The organism is Nonomuraea roseola (assembly GCF_039535395.1).
Classification (GTDB): Bacteria; Actinomycetota; Actinomycetes; order Streptosporangiales; family Streptosporangiaceae; genus Nonomuraea; species Nonomuraea roseola.
In genome coordinates this window covers 654386-668762 of record NZ_BAAAXC010000014.1, presented here as the reverse complement: position 1 = coordinate 668762, position 14377 = coordinate 654386, and the positions used below count along the sequence as shown (strand labels likewise).

Annotated in this window: 16 protein-coding genes; 8 read left to right on the top strand and 8 right to left on the bottom strand. The window is 71.1% G+C overall.

What is annotated here, in order from left to right; genetic code table 11:
* Positions 1-134: 134 nt before the first annotated feature.
* Entirely contained in the window at positions 135-665 is a 531-nt protein-coding gene (locus ABFX55_RS21500; protein ID WP_346123624.1) for a GNAT family N-acetyltransferase, read from the bottom strand.
* On the bottom strand, positions 662-1540 hold the full coding sequence (locus ABFX55_RS21495) for an SCO6745 family protein (RefSeq protein WP_346123622.1): 879 nt from the start codon (positions 1538-1540) through the stop codon (positions 662-664). The genes ABFX55_RS21500 and ABFX55_RS21495 overlap by 4 nt, the downstream gene beginning before the upstream one ends.
* 115 nt (positions 1541-1655) lie before the next feature.
* On the opposite strand from ABFX55_RS21495, the gene ABFX55_RS21490 reads away from it, so the two are divergent.
* Both ABFX55_RS21490 and ABFX55_RS21485 read left to right on the top strand, forming a co-directional pair.
* Complete coding sequence (locus ABFX55_RS21490; protein ID WP_346123620.1) at positions 1656-2186, top strand: CGNR zinc finger domain-containing protein; 531 nt, start codon at positions 1656-1658, stop codon at positions 2184-2186.
* Positions 2187-2371: 185 nt separating this feature from the next.
* Positions 2372-2752, top strand: coding sequence for a VOC family protein (locus tag ABFX55_RS21485; protein WP_346123618.1), 381 nt, complete (start codon positions 2372-2374; stop codon positions 2750-2752).
* Between the two features lie 475 nt (positions 2753-3227).
* On the opposite strand, the gene ABFX55_RS21480 is transcribed toward ABFX55_RS21485, so the two are convergent.
* Positions 3228-5330, bottom strand: coding sequence for a SpoIIE family protein phosphatase (locus ABFX55_RS21480; RefSeq protein WP_346123617.1), 2103 nt, complete (start codon positions 5328-5330; stop codon positions 3228-3230).
* Between the two features lie 323 nt (positions 5331-5653).
* Between ABFX55_RS21480 and ABFX55_RS21475 the strand changes: the two genes are divergently transcribed.
* The 3 genes from ABFX55_RS21475 to ABFX55_RS21465 all read left to right on the top strand — a co-directional run bounded on the left by ABFX55_RS21475 (position 5654) and on the right by ABFX55_RS21465 (position 8304).
* Entirely contained in the window at positions 5654-6289 is a 636-nt protein-coding gene (locus ABFX55_RS21475) for a LysE family translocator (protein ID WP_346123615.1), read from the top strand.
* Between the two features lie 722 nt (positions 6290-7011).
* Entirely contained in the window at positions 7012-7305 is a 294-nt protein-coding gene (locus ABFX55_RS21470; RefSeq protein WP_346124110.1) for a helix-turn-helix domain-containing protein, read from the top strand.
* A gap of 327 nt (positions 7306-7632) precedes the next feature.
* Positions 7633-8304 (top strand): NAD(P)H-dependent oxidoreductase, encoded by a 672-nt coding sequence (locus ABFX55_RS21465; RefSeq protein ID WP_346123613.1) that lies wholly within the window; start codon positions 7633-7635, stop codon positions 8302-8304.
* Positions 8305-8340: 36 nt separating this feature from the next.
* Here ABFX55_RS21465 and ABFX55_RS21460 read toward each other — a convergent pair whose 3' ends face one another.
* Positions 8341-9291, bottom strand: coding sequence for a helix-turn-helix transcriptional regulator (locus tag ABFX55_RS21460; RefSeq protein WP_346123611.1), 951 nt, complete (start codon positions 9289-9291; stop codon positions 8341-8343).
* A gap of 56 nt (positions 9292-9347) precedes the next feature.
* On the opposite strand from ABFX55_RS21460, the gene ABFX55_RS21455 reads away from it, so the two are divergent.
* The 3 genes from ABFX55_RS21455 (at position 9348) to ABFX55_RS21445 (ending at position 11409) form a co-directional block, all read left to right on the top strand.
* Complete coding sequence (locus ABFX55_RS21455; RefSeq protein ID WP_192778014.1) at positions 9348-9680, top strand: PadR family transcriptional regulator; 333 nt, start codon at positions 9348-9350, stop codon at positions 9678-9680.
* Positions 9677-10561, top strand: coding sequence for a hypothetical protein (locus ABFX55_RS21450; protein ID WP_346123609.1), 885 nt, complete (start codon positions 9677-9679; stop codon positions 10559-10561). The genes ABFX55_RS21455 and ABFX55_RS21450 overlap by 4 nt, the downstream gene beginning before the upstream one ends.
* 119 nt (positions 10562-10680) lie before the next feature.
* Complete coding sequence (locus tag ABFX55_RS21445) at positions 10681-11409, top strand: hypothetical protein (protein WP_346123608.1); 729 nt, start codon at positions 10681-10683, stop codon at positions 11407-11409.
* Between the two features lie 31 nt (positions 11410-11440).
* On the opposite strand, the gene ABFX55_RS21440 is transcribed toward ABFX55_RS21445, so the two are convergent.
* The 4 genes from ABFX55_RS21440 to ABFX55_RS21425 all read right to left on the bottom strand — a co-directional run bounded on the left by ABFX55_RS21440 (position 11441) and on the right by ABFX55_RS21425 (position 14367).
* Entirely contained in the window at positions 11441-11917 is a 477-nt protein-coding gene (locus ABFX55_RS21440) for a TspO/MBR family protein (protein WP_346123606.1), read from the bottom strand.
* A 51-nt stretch (positions 11918-11968) separates the two neighbouring features.
* Positions 11969-12901 (bottom strand): YbgA family protein, encoded by a 933-nt coding sequence (locus ABFX55_RS21435; RefSeq protein ID WP_346123604.1) that lies wholly within the window; start codon positions 12899-12901, stop codon positions 11969-11971.
* Positions 12898-13377, bottom strand: coding sequence for an RNA polymerase sigma factor (locus ABFX55_RS21430; protein WP_183645505.1), 480 nt, complete (start codon positions 13375-13377; stop codon positions 12898-12900). Before ABFX55_RS21430 ends, ABFX55_RS21435 begins: the two co-directional genes overlap by 4 nt.
* A gap of 84 nt (positions 13378-13461) precedes the next feature.
* Positions 13462-14367, bottom strand: coding sequence for a MerR family transcriptional regulator (locus tag ABFX55_RS21425; protein ID WP_346123602.1), 906 nt, complete (start codon positions 14365-14367; stop codon positions 13462-13464).
* Positions 14368-14377: the final 10 nt, after the last annotated feature.

The window sequence follows — 14377 nt, the reverse complement described above, 5'->3', positions numbered from 1 at the left end:
CGTCCGGGGACGGATTCAACTGGAGGAGCAGGCCACGATCATCGATCGGTGGTACGGCAAGGCCCTGACGTCGTCGGCGTCAGGCAGGGGCCTTGTCCCTCGTGCTCGTCGGCCTCGGCTGACCCCGGCACCGCTCAGCTCTCGGGAACGTGTTGACCTGGCCTGACGAACACCACCAGTTCGGGATCGTCGACGACCCGCTGCCAGCCGGAGCGCTCGTACAGCCGGATGGCGTCCGGGGCCTTCGGGGAGGTCAGCAGCCAGCTGCGGCGCTGATCGCACAGCAGGTCGAGGATGCGACGGGCCAGCCCCTGCCCGCGCGCGTGCGGCGCGACCGCCAGTTCGTCCACCTCCAACGCGCCGACGAGGTGGTGGGCCGTCCCGTCCTGGCCGAGCGCCGCGAGCACCTTGCCATAGCTGCGATCGGTGGGGAACGGCGAGGCGGTCGGCCAGGCCGTCCCGAATCCGCAGAGCCCCGCATCCCCGGTGGCCAGGACGGCGCGGAAACCCGGTCGTCCGCAGTCGGCGGTGAGCCGGTCGTGGAAGGCCCCGACCGCCTCCTCGCTCTCGTGCCACGGCGGGCCGGTGAACGCCTCACGGTAGACCTCCACCAGCTCGGCCCGCCTCTGGAGCGTCTGCGCGCCGGTCAGCAGATCGAGTGTCATGCGGGCGCCTGCACCTTGCCGATGCCCAGGGTGCTGGTCATCGGCAGCAGGCCGGACTCGAAGGCGGCGCCCAGCAGGGGCAGGCTCAGCTGGGCCAGCCGTTCGGCGCGCTCGGCCCCGAGCGCCCGCCACGGGCCCGCCGCCAGTTCGTCGGTCATCCGCTCGACCTGGTCGCGCAGTCGCCGTCCCTGTTCGGTCGCCTGCCCTTCGTCGTCGAGCAGTCCGCGCGAGGCCAGCCGGTCGCGCGCCGCCGCCCACTCCTGCTCGCTCCAGCCGCGCCCCGCGAAGTTCGCCACCGGGGCCGCGCCGATCGCGGCGAAGGAGACGAGCGCCTCGCAGCCGTCGAGACCGGCGGACAGCAGAGCCGCCAGGTGCCCGTCGCCGCGATGCTCGCGCAGAACCGTGTACGCCTGCCAGAGCACCAGGTGTGCCTCCTCGGGCCAGGGCAGGTCCAGATTGGCGGCGGCCAGCGGCCGGTGCGCCACGTTCACGCTCTCCGCCGCCCGCCTGGCCAGCTCCGCCGCCTCGGCGAGGTCGGGGCTGTCGAGCCTGTCGCCGAGCAGGTCGCGGTAGGTGCGGTCCACCGCCGAAAGCCGGGCGTCGAGCACCTTCTCCGGGGCGGCCGTCGCCCAGATCGCCGGAACGTGTTCAGCGACCATGGTCGGGCTGAAGCTGTAGGCGGTGCCCGTGACCAGCCGCGCACCGGGGGTGCCCAGCGGAGCCCAGCGCCAGGCGAAGTAGCTCGGCCAGCGCGACCCGATGTCGTAACCGAGCCCCGCCGCCTCGTCGAACGCCTGGGGGGAGAAGTACAGCAGGGCGTGCACCGGTTCGATCTGGTGCCACATCCTGCGAGAGAGACCCGCGTACTCCGACATTGCTGCCTCACTGTCTAGATAGAATATGGCAGTGACTATAGAAGCCTGGCGGATCACTGGTCAAGTGCAAATAGACAGTTACGTTGAGCGGCACGTCCGGCGGGCCGTGCTTCTGGTGAACGAGCTGGCCATCTCGCGGGCGCGCGGGCGGGACGTCGTGCCGCCGGCCACGGGTCAGGACCGCCGTGAGGCCATCCAGCAGGCGCTCGCCACCGCCGGACTGCCCACGAGCCAGTCGCTCACGGACTCCGACGCCGACAGGCTCGCGGTCGTCGCGCTCCAGCTGCGACCCGTCTTCGACCTGGGGGAGAGGATCCAGTCCAGGGCGGAAGGTCTCAATCAGCTGCTGGTACGGCACGCGGCCGTGCCCAACCTGCACGGCCACCCCGACGGGCAGCCCGTCCTGGCCTTCCACCGCGCCGACGCCGACCTGGTCGACGCCTGGACCTCCGACGCGGGCACCGCTCTGGCCATGGTCATCGGTGTGGGCCAGGCCGCCAGGCTCCGATCCTGCGAGGCGGGGGGCTGCGAGTCGGTCTTCTTCGACACCACGCGGAACGCCTCCCGAAGGTTCTGCGGCCTTTCTTGCCAGAACCGAGCCAAGGCCAGCGCCTACCGCGCGCGACGAGCGGCGGAGACCGGCTGAGCCGAGGCCGGGCGTTCCCCTCGCCTGCGTCGAGCCGATGGTGGGGCCCTGGGCGTCCCGTTCAGGGCCGATCGAGTCTGATCTTCAAGGCGCCATGGACGGGAGGCCATGCGCCGATGGGTCCGGGTGTCGCCCGGGTCGCGGTCGTGAGGAGTGGCGGGATGCGGGGCGGGTACGGCGAGCTCATGGCATGTCGAATCAGCGAACTGGTGCTCGACAGCCGCGACCCTGAGCGGCTTGCGGCTTTCTGGTGTGAAGTGCTCGGCTACGTGGTGCTCGACCGCGGTGCCGGAGGCGTCGAGATCGGCCCGGAGGAGGGATCCGGCGGCCTTCAGCCGACCATCGTGTTCAATCCGACGGACACTCCGAAGTCGGTCAAGCTCCCTCTGCACATCGACGTGAACCCCACCGACCGGGACCAGGCCGCTGAACTGGATCGGCTGCTGAAGATCGGCGCCAGGCCCGCCGACGTGGGGCAGACGGGTGAGGAGTCCTGGCACGTGCTCGCCGACCCTGAGGGCAACGAGTTCTGCCTGCTGCGCCAGCAGCTGAGCGGCAAGCCCTGAGCGGGCAGGACCAGGCGCCCGCCGCCCTCGACGGCCCTGGCGTCGAGGTCTCCGACCCGCGTGAGCTGCTCCTCGGCTACCTGGAGTGGTACCGCGAGGCGCTGATGCGGAAGATCGCCGGGCTGCCGGACGCGCGGCTGCGCACCCCGGTCGAGCCGCTGGGATGGTCACCGCTGGGCCTGGTGGCGGCCCTGACCGAATGACGGTGGACCCGCAGGGCAACCCGGTGGGCAGGCTCCAGGTGATCGAGGACGTGCGGGACGAGAAGGGCACCCGGCTGCCGGACGACGCCGACGGCGGACAGGGGACCGGGTGACTGGGCGGGCCGCGGCCGCGCGGTGAGAAGACGGTGACCGTCCAGATCCGGCTGACGGCGACGATCGACGAGCACCGGCGCCGCCCAGGAACGATGACCGTGGCCGTCTACCGGCGGGCGGGATGACCGTCGCGACGACACCGCGGCGACGGGTGCCGATCACCCGGACGCCGGCGGGTGCTCCGAGGGGCAGGGGCGCAGGTGGGCGACGAGCAGGACGACGTCGTCGCTGCCGTCGGGTGGGCGCAGCGCGTGAAGGAGCACGTCGCAGGTCTCCTCCAGCGGGCGGCGCGGGCCGTCCAGCAGCCTGCGAAGGGTGTCGAGCCGCTGGTGGATGGGGTCGTTCCTGGTCTCCACCAAGCCGTCGGTGTAGAGGACCAGCAGGCTGTCCTGGGTCAGCGGGAGCGTGACCGTGGTGAAGTCGACGCCGCCGACCCCCAGCGGCGCGCCAGGGGGGATGTCCACGAGCTCGGCGACGCCGTCGGCGGGGACGAACACCGGCGGCAGGTGACCGGCCGTGGAGATGCGGCACTGCCCGCGCGCGGGGTCGCAGACGGCGTAGACGCAGGTGACGAAGGGACGGCTCAGGCCCGCGGCGATGTCGTCGAGGTGGCGCAGCACCTCGTCGGGGTCGAGATCGAGCGTGGCCAGGGTGGAGGTCGCGGTGCGCAGCTGTCCCATGGTGGCCGCGGCGGCGATGCCGCTGCCCATCACGTCGCCCACGACGAGCGCGGTCTTGCCGTCGGCCAGCGGGATGACGTCGAACCAGTCGCCGCCGACCTCGTTGCCCGCGCCGGCGGGCAGGTAGCGATAGGCGATCTTCAACCCAGGCCGGTAGGGCGGCGGCTGGGGGAGCAGGCTGCGCTGCAGGGTGAGCGCGGTGTTCCGCTCGTTGCGGTACAGCCTGGCGTTGTCGACGCACACCGCCGCCCGCGCGGCCAGTTCGGTGGCCAGCACGAGGTCCTCGCCGTCGAACGGGGTGGGGTTGCGCGCCCGCACCATGCACAGCACGCCGAGGACCTCGCCGCGCGCGATCAGCGGCACCGCCAGGTAGGAGTGCACCCCGGCCCCCGCGAGGTGGGCGGCGGCGCCGGCGTCCCTGGCGATGTCGTGCAGGGCGGCGCCCTCCACGTGTTCGACCAGGATCGGGGCGGCCGACGTCACGCACCGGGTGGCCAGCCGGTCGGCCTCGTAGGTCACCACCTCGTCGACGGGGTCGGCGGCGCCGATGGCCTCGGTGGGGTAGGCCGACACCACCGCCAGCGCGCGGAAGCGAGCGGGGTGGCCGGCCTGCGGCTCGGCGCGCCCGTTGGTCAGGATCTCCTCCAGGACGTCCACGGTGGCCAGGTCGGCGAGGTCGGGCACGACCACCTCGGCCAGTTCGCGCGCCGTCCGCTGCAGGTCCAGCGTGGTGCCGATGCGGACGGTCGCCTCGGCGACCATCGCCAGCCTGCGCCGGGCGCCTGCCGCCTCGACGGCCGCCCTGTGGCGTTCGGTGACGTCCACGACCGAGACCGCCACCCCCAGCACGTGACCGGCGGTGTCCTCCAGCCGGTAGTAGGAGGTCGACCACGCGATCCCCCTGTTGCGCAGGTCGATCTCGTACATGTCGATCAAGGGGACGCCGCTGGCCAGGACCTGGCGCATCGCGGCCTCGACGGCCGTCGCGTCGACGAAGACCAGGACCTCGTGCACGTGCCTGCCGAGGTGCTCGGCGGCCGACCTGCCGTTGATGCGCTCCAACGCCGAGTTGACCATGACGTAACGCAGTTCGGTGTCCAGGACGGCCAGCCCGATCGGGGACTGGTCGATCAGCTTGTCCGACAGCGCCAGATCGGTCTCCACCTGGCGCAGGGTGGCCTGATCGGTGGCCAGCGCGAGCGCGTAGAGGTTGTGCCTGTCGTCCTGGAGGCGCATGTTGCGGAACTCGATCCGGCGGATGGAGCCGTCCTTGACCCGCACGGGGAAGACGCCGACCCACGGCCGTCCGCTGCGCATCACCTCGTCGAACAGCTCCATGACCAGGTTCAGGTGTTCGGGATCGACCAGGAGCCTGCCGGCGTACTGGCCGAGCGCCTCTCGCGCGGAGTAGCCGAACAACTGCTCGGCATGCGGACTCCACAGCACGATGCGGCCGCCGGCGTCCACCACCACGGCCGCGACGTTCAGCACGTCGAGCAGCCCGCCCGGCGGGGAAGGCCCCTCGGGTTGATGACCGAACGGATCGACCACGCGCGCTCCCTCCGCGACGGGTTCCTCCATGGTCTCACCGCGAGCCCCGCCGCCACAGGCCCGCACCGGTGGCGCGGACACCCTCGGATGCCTCGCAGAATTCGCGGGTGGAGGCGGATACGGCGGGGCGAGCGTCCCCCGAACCCACTGCGTCAAGTTACGGCAACGGTATGACCGGCCGACGGCGAGGCGGGTGTGCCGCGATAAATCTCCGGCGTGGACCTGCACGCCCGCGCCGGACCGTTTGGGCGTGCGGGAACTGACGGTCCGGAGCCACCGAGCGGACGGCTGCCCAGGGCCTCGGGGCTCTGTGCCAGGGTGGGTACATCTTCGACCCTCCGGGAGATCTCGCCATGCCTGTGGACCACAACCTGCTCATGCTCTTCACCGTGACCACGATCGTCGCCATGATCACTCCTGGGCCGGACATGCTGTTCGTCCTGGGGTGCGGAATGCGGGGTGGCCCGCGGGCGGGACTGCTCGCCACCGCCGGGGTGGCCACGAGCGAGGCCGTCCACGTCGCCGTGGCGGCGGCGGGGCTGGCGGCGCTCTTCGAGGCGGTGCCGCTGGCCTTCACGGTGGTACGCGTCCTCGGGGCCGGCTACCTGATCTACCTCGGTGTGCAGATGATTCGGCAGCGCAAGGGCGTGGAGAGCGAGCTGCCCGTGGCGGGGGAGGGCAGGATGTCGGGGCGCAGGGCCTTCACCAGCGGCATGGTGACCAACCTGCTGAACCCGAAGATGGTCACCTTCACCATCGCCTTCCTCCCGCAGTTCATCGACCCCCGGCTGGGCCAGGTCTGGCTGCAGTTCGCGATCCTCGGCGCCATCCTGATCCTGCTGGAGTTCGTGGTGGACGGCACGGTCGGGGTGCTGGCTGGGCGCATCGGGGGATGGCTGCGCCACCGGCACGCCGTCCGCCGTCGCGTCGACGTCGCGACGGGAGGCCTGTTCATCGGCCTTGGCGTGCGGCTGGCCGTCGACCGCTGACCCCGGCTGAACCCTCATTCCCGTGCACCCAAAAACCTGTAGTGGCGGGAGTAGACATCCGTGGTTGATCGCGCTAATGTTTCTGACATCGCAAGGGACGGATCCACGAGGGCAGAAGGTAGCAGGACGACGACCTGCCCGGACGAGCGTGGACGAGTGCAGTAGGCAGTGGATTGACGCAGAGGTGACAGAAGGTCGAACGTTCTGGGGCAGGGCAGTGGTTAGGGCTCCGGAACGTGGACGCGCTGTCGTAGAGGTAGGAAGTGGGCAGAAGGCCGGACGTGCCGGGGCCGAGTAGGACGCAAGGGGCTCTGGCGCGTGGGCGCGCTGCCGGATGAAGTCGAACAGATGCAGGGATAGAGAAGGGAGCGTTGAACGCCATTGGGATCGCCCGCCGCGGTCGGTTGCGCCGCGCGGGTACCGCAGTTCCACAGACAGGACGGTGGTCTACGGTCATACATCCGCGATCCCCGCGTCCTCGCCCGCAGTGGGCGTCGAGGCGGAAAAAGATAAATCGGCCAACTGGCCGGTAGATGGTGTTTAACCTCATTTGGGCCCCGGCGCATGGCGCCGGGGCCCACGTCGGCGTGTGGGAAGGTTTTATGGATCAAGCAGTGAAGGCGTCGGGCGGCAGGCCCGAGGAGTCCTCAACCGGCATCGGCAGCACACCCCGTGCCGCGTTCGGTGACAAGTTCGACGACGAGGACTATCCCGCGTACAGCATGGGCAGGGCCGCGGAGATGCTCGGTGTCACCCCCGCTTTCCTCCGGGCTCTGGGCAGCGCCAAGCTGATCGAGCCGCGACGCTCCGAAGGCGGCCATCGCCGCTACTCGCGCTACCAGCTCCGTCTGGCGGCCAGAGCGCGCGAGCTGGTCGACCAGGGCACCGCCCTTGAGGCGGCCTGCCGCATCATCATCCTCGAAGACCAGCTGGCTGAGGCGTTGCGCATCAACGCCGAACTGCAGCAGGCCCGCGCCGCCCAGCGATCCGCCGGTGAGCCCGAACCGCCACGGTGACGGTCGCCGGAACCGGCGCAGGTGACGAACGCGCCACCGCGAGCGGTGGCCTCCTCCTCCCTACGCGCTGACTCAGGCGGCCGGCGCCGCGCGGTCCGGATCGTGGGTTCGGACCGCGCGGCGCCGCCGTACTCCTGCTGGGGCTCCGGGCCGTCGGCTGTCCGGCTCCGCGGCGGTGACGTGGTCACCGGCCCGTACCGGCGGGGAGTCGTCGGCTTGCCGCATCATTGCCGTTCCCGACGGAGTCGATACCCGCTCGGGCGTTCCTCATCAGCTGGGCCAGGGAACCACCGGCTCAACACCATGCGGGCGCACGAACGGGACAGGATGAAGATCGTAGGAATCGCGGGCGTTTTCCTTCGACGGTCGTATGTCCACCGTCTGTTGGAGGCGGTGGCGCTGGAGTTGCCCGAACCGGCGGACATCGACGTATGGGACGGGCTCGAGGCCATGCCCCCGCTCCGCCGAGGCCCGCTCCCGGCAGAGGCCGCCGAGCTGTGCCGGACGCTGGTCGCGGCCGACGCGCTGGTGATCGTCGCTCCGGAGCACAGCCTCCTGCCACCCCAACTGGCACACGCGCTCGGCTGGGCGTCGTCGCCCATGGCGGGCGGCGCCCTGGTGGGCAAGCCTGCCGCGGTGGTCACCTCCTGCGTGGGCCCTCATGAGGGGATGTGGACGCAGACCAAGCTGCACCGCCTGCTCACCTCGGGCGGCGCGATCGTGCACCGCGCCGACCTGCCCGTACGCCCCGGCATCCAGCAGTTCGACATCATCGGCAGGCTCGCCGATCCGTTGGCGCGCGACCGGCTGCGCCCCGCGCTGCGAGCGGTGTGCGCCACGGCCCGCGAGGCCAGGGCGACCAAGGCCGCCTACAGGGTCGCCCACCAGGCCACTCTCACGAGCACCGAAGCCGAGCCTGTCGTGCCGGGGCCCGTCGTGTCGAAACCTGTAGTGTCAGGGCCTGTCGTGTCAGGGCCCGTCGCGTCCGAGCCCTTCTGAGGTTCACGTCCCCTCAGCCGCCGGGCCGGGCCCCGGCTACAGCCAGCCGCGCTCCTTGGCGAGCAGGGCGGCCTGGAACCTGTTGCCGGCGCCGAGGCGCTCCATCAGCTCGGCCACGTGCGTGCGGAACTTGCGCACGGAGATGTTCAGCGCCCGCGCCGCGGTCTCGTCCTTGTCGTGCAGGGCGAGCGACTGGAGCACCTGCCGTTCGATGGGGGCCAGCTCCGGCTCGTTCAGCTCGCGCGCGCGAGCCCACATGCCCTCGAACACGTCGACGAGGATGGCCACCGTGCCGGGCTGGCGGATCAGCAGGGCTCCCACCGTCCTGTCGGCGGGGTCGATCTGCACGAAGGCGACCGACCTGCTGATGATGAGCACCTGCCTGCTCCATTCGGGGCTCACGCGGCACAGGTCCCCCAGGGCGTGCCCCTCGCGCGCGGACTCCAGCCAGCCGGGAACGCTCAGCGCCTTCTCGGAGACGAGGCTCCTGCTCACCAGCCCCGCGGAGAGCCTCCCGCGAAAGCGCCGCACCTTCTCGTCGTCGGGCGGCAGGGCTCTCACCACGTTCGCTATGTTCATGACCTCCTTGGCGGAGGAGAACTCGCGGATGCGCCGGTTGACGTTCTCCACGCCCTCGATCCGCTCGACGAGCTCGACGGGGCGCCCGCTGCGCTGCTCCTCGGCGAGGTCGCGCACGATGTCCCAGGCGGCGCTGAGCTGGTTGAGCTCGCGTGAGGTCTGCTCCATGCGGCGTCTGATGAGCAGGTCGACGGCTTTCGCGGGCGAGACCGCGGCCAGGCTGACGTCGATGATGCCCAGCGTCTTGAGCCTGTCGACCACGGCGGACAGGTGGTGGACACCGAGTTCCTCGGCGGCGGCATCGAGATCGGCGTGAGGGACTCGCAGGAAGTATCGGTAGACCCGCTCCTGCTCCGCGGCCCGAGGCTGGCCAGATTCAACGCCACCTCCCGTCAGAAACGACTTCATTATCCATGGTCCTGCGGACTTGCCCAGATTCCGTTGAACGGAGTATCTTGTCCGGCATGCCGCGAAGATCAACCGAAGTCAGCGAGCCGATGTACTTCGTGCTCGCCGCGCTGCTCGACGGCCCGCTGCACGGCCACGCCATCGTCGGGAAGGTCGCCGAGCTCTCCCGCGAACGGGTCAGGCCGTCGATCAGCACTCTCTACGGCATCCTGGAACGCCTGACCGCGCAGGGGATCCTGGCCGTCGACCGCGAAGAGGTCGTGCAGGGCCGCAACCGCCGCTACTTCCGCATCACCGACAGCGGCAAGGCCCTCGCCGCCGCGGAGGCCGAGCGCATGCACCACGCCGCCGGGCTGGTCAGAGCCAGGCCAGACCTGGGCACGGCGTGACCCCTCTGGAGCGGCGCTACCGGCGGCTGATGCGGGCCTACCCGCGCTCCTACCGCTCGGCCTACGGCGAGGAACTCCTCGACATCCTGCTCGGCCACACCGACCCGGCGCGTACCACGCCTCCACTCAAGGAGGCCGCAGGACTACTCGTCAACGGGGTGCGTGAACGGGCTTGGCAGGCGGCCCGCGGCCCTGCCTGGACAGACGGGCTGCACCTGGGCGTCACCGCCCTAAGCGCGGCCCACCTGGCCACCCTGCTGCCCTTCGCCGCCGCCGTCCCCGGATGGCTGGCGCTGTCGGCCCTCACGCTCGCACTCGTCGTCCTCGGCCGGGCCCGCCTCGCCCTCCCGCTGGCGTCACTGACCGCCGTCAAGATGGGAGCGATCGGCACCGGCGCCGTCTTCCTCGACGCCACCCTGCTGCCCGTCGAACCCGGATTCCTGCTCGACCACCCCCTCTACGGCTACAGCGGCCTCCTCGGCGCCGCCACCGGCCCCGTGCTGAACGTCGCGGGGCTGGGGATCCTCGCCTGGCGCGGACGGCCGTTGCGGCGCAGATCCCTGTGGTGGGCGCCCGCCGCCCTGCTGGTGGCGGGCGCGGATCCCGCCTGGATGGCGCTGATGGACGCCGCCCCCGGCCCCCTGCTGCGCGTGACGGCCGAGGCCGCGGTGCTGGCAGGAGCCGTGTGGGCCGGACGCCTGACCGGCGACCTGCGCTGGGCGCTGGCCGCCGCGCTCTACCTGGCGGCCACCTCGGCCGCCTTCGGCGAGCACCTGCTCTACCAGTCGCGCCAGGACCTGGCCTACTGGGGCGTGCTTGCCTTGTTCACCCTTCTCGCGGCCGTGGTGCCGTACGGCGCGCGCACGCGCGCGATCGACTGATCGGGAGTTCCCCTATGCGTCGTGTCACGTGGTTGCTTTCGCTTGCCCTGATCTCGGGATGCGCGGCCGAACAGGCCGCCGCCCCCTCTCCGAGCAGGGGCCAGGACCCGCGACCCCGAATGGAGCAGATCAAGGCCGACTGCATGAAGCAGGGCGGCTTCAAGTACGTGCCCTTCGTGCTTCCCCGTGAGGAAAGGCCCGATCGGTCCAGCTACGACAGCATGAAGGCATACCGGCAGAAGTACGGCTTCGGGATCTTCTCGCGCCACGTCTACCCCAAGGATCGCCTGGCAGGAGGGGTCGACGCCGTGGTCGAGAACCCGAACAACGCGATCATGATGAAGCTCAACTCCTCCCAGCTGGCCGCGTACAGGAAGGTGGAGAGCGGCTGCTTCCGCCAGGCGGCCAAAGAGGTGCTCGGCAAGGAGGCGAGCTCGTCGACGGACGCGGCCGAGCAGCTCAACGCGGCCTCGGCCAGGCTGGAGGCCACCGAGATCGACGGGGACTCCGAGCTGGTGAGCCTGGCGGCGGGCTTCGCCGACTGCCTCACGGTCAAGGGCTACAAGGTCTCCTCCACCAAGCCGACCGACCTGGCCAGGAGAGGGCACGATGAGATCCTGAAGGAGTCCGACAAGCTGGGCGCCAAGGAGTTCGACAACCCGAAGCCGGGCGTCCACTACGGGCCGAACCTCTCACCCGCGCAGGCCAGGCCGTACCTCGAGCGGGAGATCAAGGCGGCGCTGGAGGACCTGGAGTGCGGCAAGGAGTTCTACGCCCGGTACGCGCCCAGGCAGGCCGCGATCGACGCCAGGGTGATGAACGAGTACGGCCCGCTCATGGGCCTGTGACGACCTGAGCGGCGCAGGTGGGAGGAGCCCGTCAGTTGAGCTGCCAGATGGCGAGGTTCAGTGCCGCGGCGTAGGTCACCCACAACAGGTAGGGGAGCAGGAGCAGCGCCGCGGCGCGCTGGATCGGCCAGAACAGCACGACGTTGGCCACGATCAGCAGCCACAGCAGGCTGATGTCGGCGAAGGCGAGGCCGTACTGGTCGGCGGTGAAGAACAGCGGCATCCAGACCGCGTTCAGCAGCAGCTGTGCGGTGTAGACGCCCATCGCGGGGGTCCAGCCGCGCGCCGACCACGCCAGCCAGCCGGCGACGGCGATCAGGCAGTAGAGGATCGTCCAGACCGGGCCGAACAGCCACGGCGACGGCGCGAAGGTGGGTTTGGCCAGGGCGATGTACTGGCTGCCCGTGCCGGCCGACGACAGCGAGCCCGCGACGGCCACCAGGGCGACGGCGAGGACGAACATCGGCAGGGCGGCCCAGCGGCGGACGGGAGGAAGGGTGACGCTCATGAGATGTTCTTCTCCATCGACTACGGAGCGGGGTGGGACACCGGGTTCGGCTCAGGCGGGTTCCAGGACGTAGTTGCGGAGCCCGAGATCCTCGGGATACGGCGAGAAGTAGGTCTGGTCGCGCACGTAGCAGGCTCCCTCCCCGCGCGCGTGGTGGCGCAGGAGGGTGGCAGGGACACTGAGCGCGACCTGCCCCTCCTGGTAGGAGGCGATCACCTCGACCAGGTCCGCCCTGCGCGCGGCGTCCAGAGTGATCATGCCGAGGCAGTGGTGGAGCACGTTGACGTTGCGGCCGACGCTGGCCTTCCTGGCGAGGGTCGTACAGAACACCCGGGTGTAGTCGGCGGCCAGCTCCGCGCGCGCCCGCGCGCCCGCGCGGGCCACCACGCGGCCCGCCTCGCGATAGCCGACCGGGTCGTGGGCGAGCAGCTGCATCTTGTGCCTGGCGTGGAAGGCGACGAGGTCGCGTGGTGTCCAGCCGGCCGCGAACAGGGTGCGCAGCCTGGCGTGGGCGAAGATCCGCTCGACGAAGGTCTCGCGGATCAGCGCGTCGTGGAGCCGGCCTTCGTCCTCGACGGGCAGCAGCGGGTGGGCGTCCATGACGACCCCGGCGAACACGCCCCTGTTCCTGCGGTCGCCGCCGGTGGACGGGATGCCGTGGATGCCGCAGCTGGGGCTCTTGGCCTTGAACACGTAGCCGTCGACGTCGAGGCCCGCGGCGCGCTCGGTTGCCAGAGCGGTCATGCGGTCGGTGAGGTCGAGGCGGGTCTTGCGGGTCATCAGGCGAGGCCCCGCCGCCGAGGACTCCAGGCGGAGCGTCTCGCGCGGCGTGCCGAGGCCCGCCTCCATCTCGGGGCAGATCCGCACCCAGTCGACATGGGTGTCGAGCGCTCCGCTCAGGAAGCGGTCGCGGCTGTGGCCGCCGTTGAAGCGCACCAGCTCGCCGAGCAGGCAGCTCGACGTGGCGACGCGGGGGCGGATCATGCCGCGGCCAGCAGGGCGGACAGGCGGTGCAGGCCGCGGGCGGTCCTGGCCTTGACGGTGCCCAGCGGCACGTGCAGCCGCTCGGCGATCTCCCGTTGGCTCAGGTCGCCGTAGTAGGCCAGCTCGATCGCCTGGCGTTGCGGCGCGGGCAGTTCGGCCAGCGCCCTGCGGAGCTGGTCGCGGTCGGCCAGCGCCTGGTCGTCGATGCGGCCGTCGTGCCCTGGCGGATCGCCGACGACGTCCAGCGACACGGTGGGCGCGGCGCGGGCGCGCAGGTGGTCGACGCCCCGCTTGTGGGCGATGCCGAGCAGCCAGGCGCGCATGCTCCGGTCGGGGTCGAAGCGCTGCCGGGAACGCCAGGCCTCGGTGAAGACGACCTGCAGCACGTCGTCGAGGTCCTGCACGGGCACCAGCCGCCGCAGGTAGGCGCGCACGGAAGCAGCGTGCGCTCGGTAGCTCTCGCTGAACTCCTCCATCGCGATCCCCTCCACTCGAAGATAACTTATTCAAAACCTATTCATAGTCGGTCGTGCGAAGGCGCGCAACCAAGACATGGGAGATCAGGCCAGCGCTTCCATGACCTGTGAGACCGCCGCGTCGAGCGTGGACACCCTGGTGACGCCCCTCGGCAGGCCGTCCCACCAGCCCGGACCGCCGACGACGACGCGGGCGGTGGGGCGCAGCGACGGCAGCGCGGACAGCGGGGCGGGGTCGCCGGTGGAGTCCTGCTGCGACCAGACGAAGACCACCGCGGGACCGAGGCGGCGCATCGCGTCGGCCAGCGCGGAGTAGGGGGTACGAGCGCCGAGCACCCTGGTCTCCACCGCCCGCTCGACGGTCAGGACGGCGGCCAGGGCGTAGATCGGCAGGCTGTGCTGCTCGTCCTCGGCGCAGGCCAGCAGCACAGGACGGGCAGGCGTGTCCAGTCTCGGCGGCTCGACGAGCGGCTGCAGCGCGGCCAGGACCTGGTTGGAGAACAGGTGCTCGACATCGATGCCCAGGTCCTTGCGGGTGATCGCCTCGAAGACCGGCAACACGAGCTGGTGCCAGGTCCACCGCACGCCGTACCGGTCGAGCGCGGCGCGCACGCCGTCGGCGACGGTGGGGGAGTCGAGCACGCTCGCCGACCGCGCCAGCATCGCGGGCGACGGCACCTGACGGACCGGCGCACGGACGTCGGGGCCGCCGTCCTCGGTCATGCCGTCGCGGCCTGTCTCGGAGGGGCGCAGTCTCAGCGCCTCGCGCGCGGCCTCCGCGGGGGCGACTCCCGCGTGGATCAGCCGGTTCATCTCCTCCAGGCGGCGCAGGTCGCCCGCGTCGTAACGCCGGTGTCCGCCGGGGCTGCGCCGGCTGGGGCCGATGCCGTAGCGCAGGTTCCAGGTGCGGAGGGTGGGCGCGGGCACGCCGAGCCGCCGGGCGACGGCGCCGATGCCGTAGCCCGCCTCCTCCTCGCTCAGGTCGTCCATGCCACCCCCC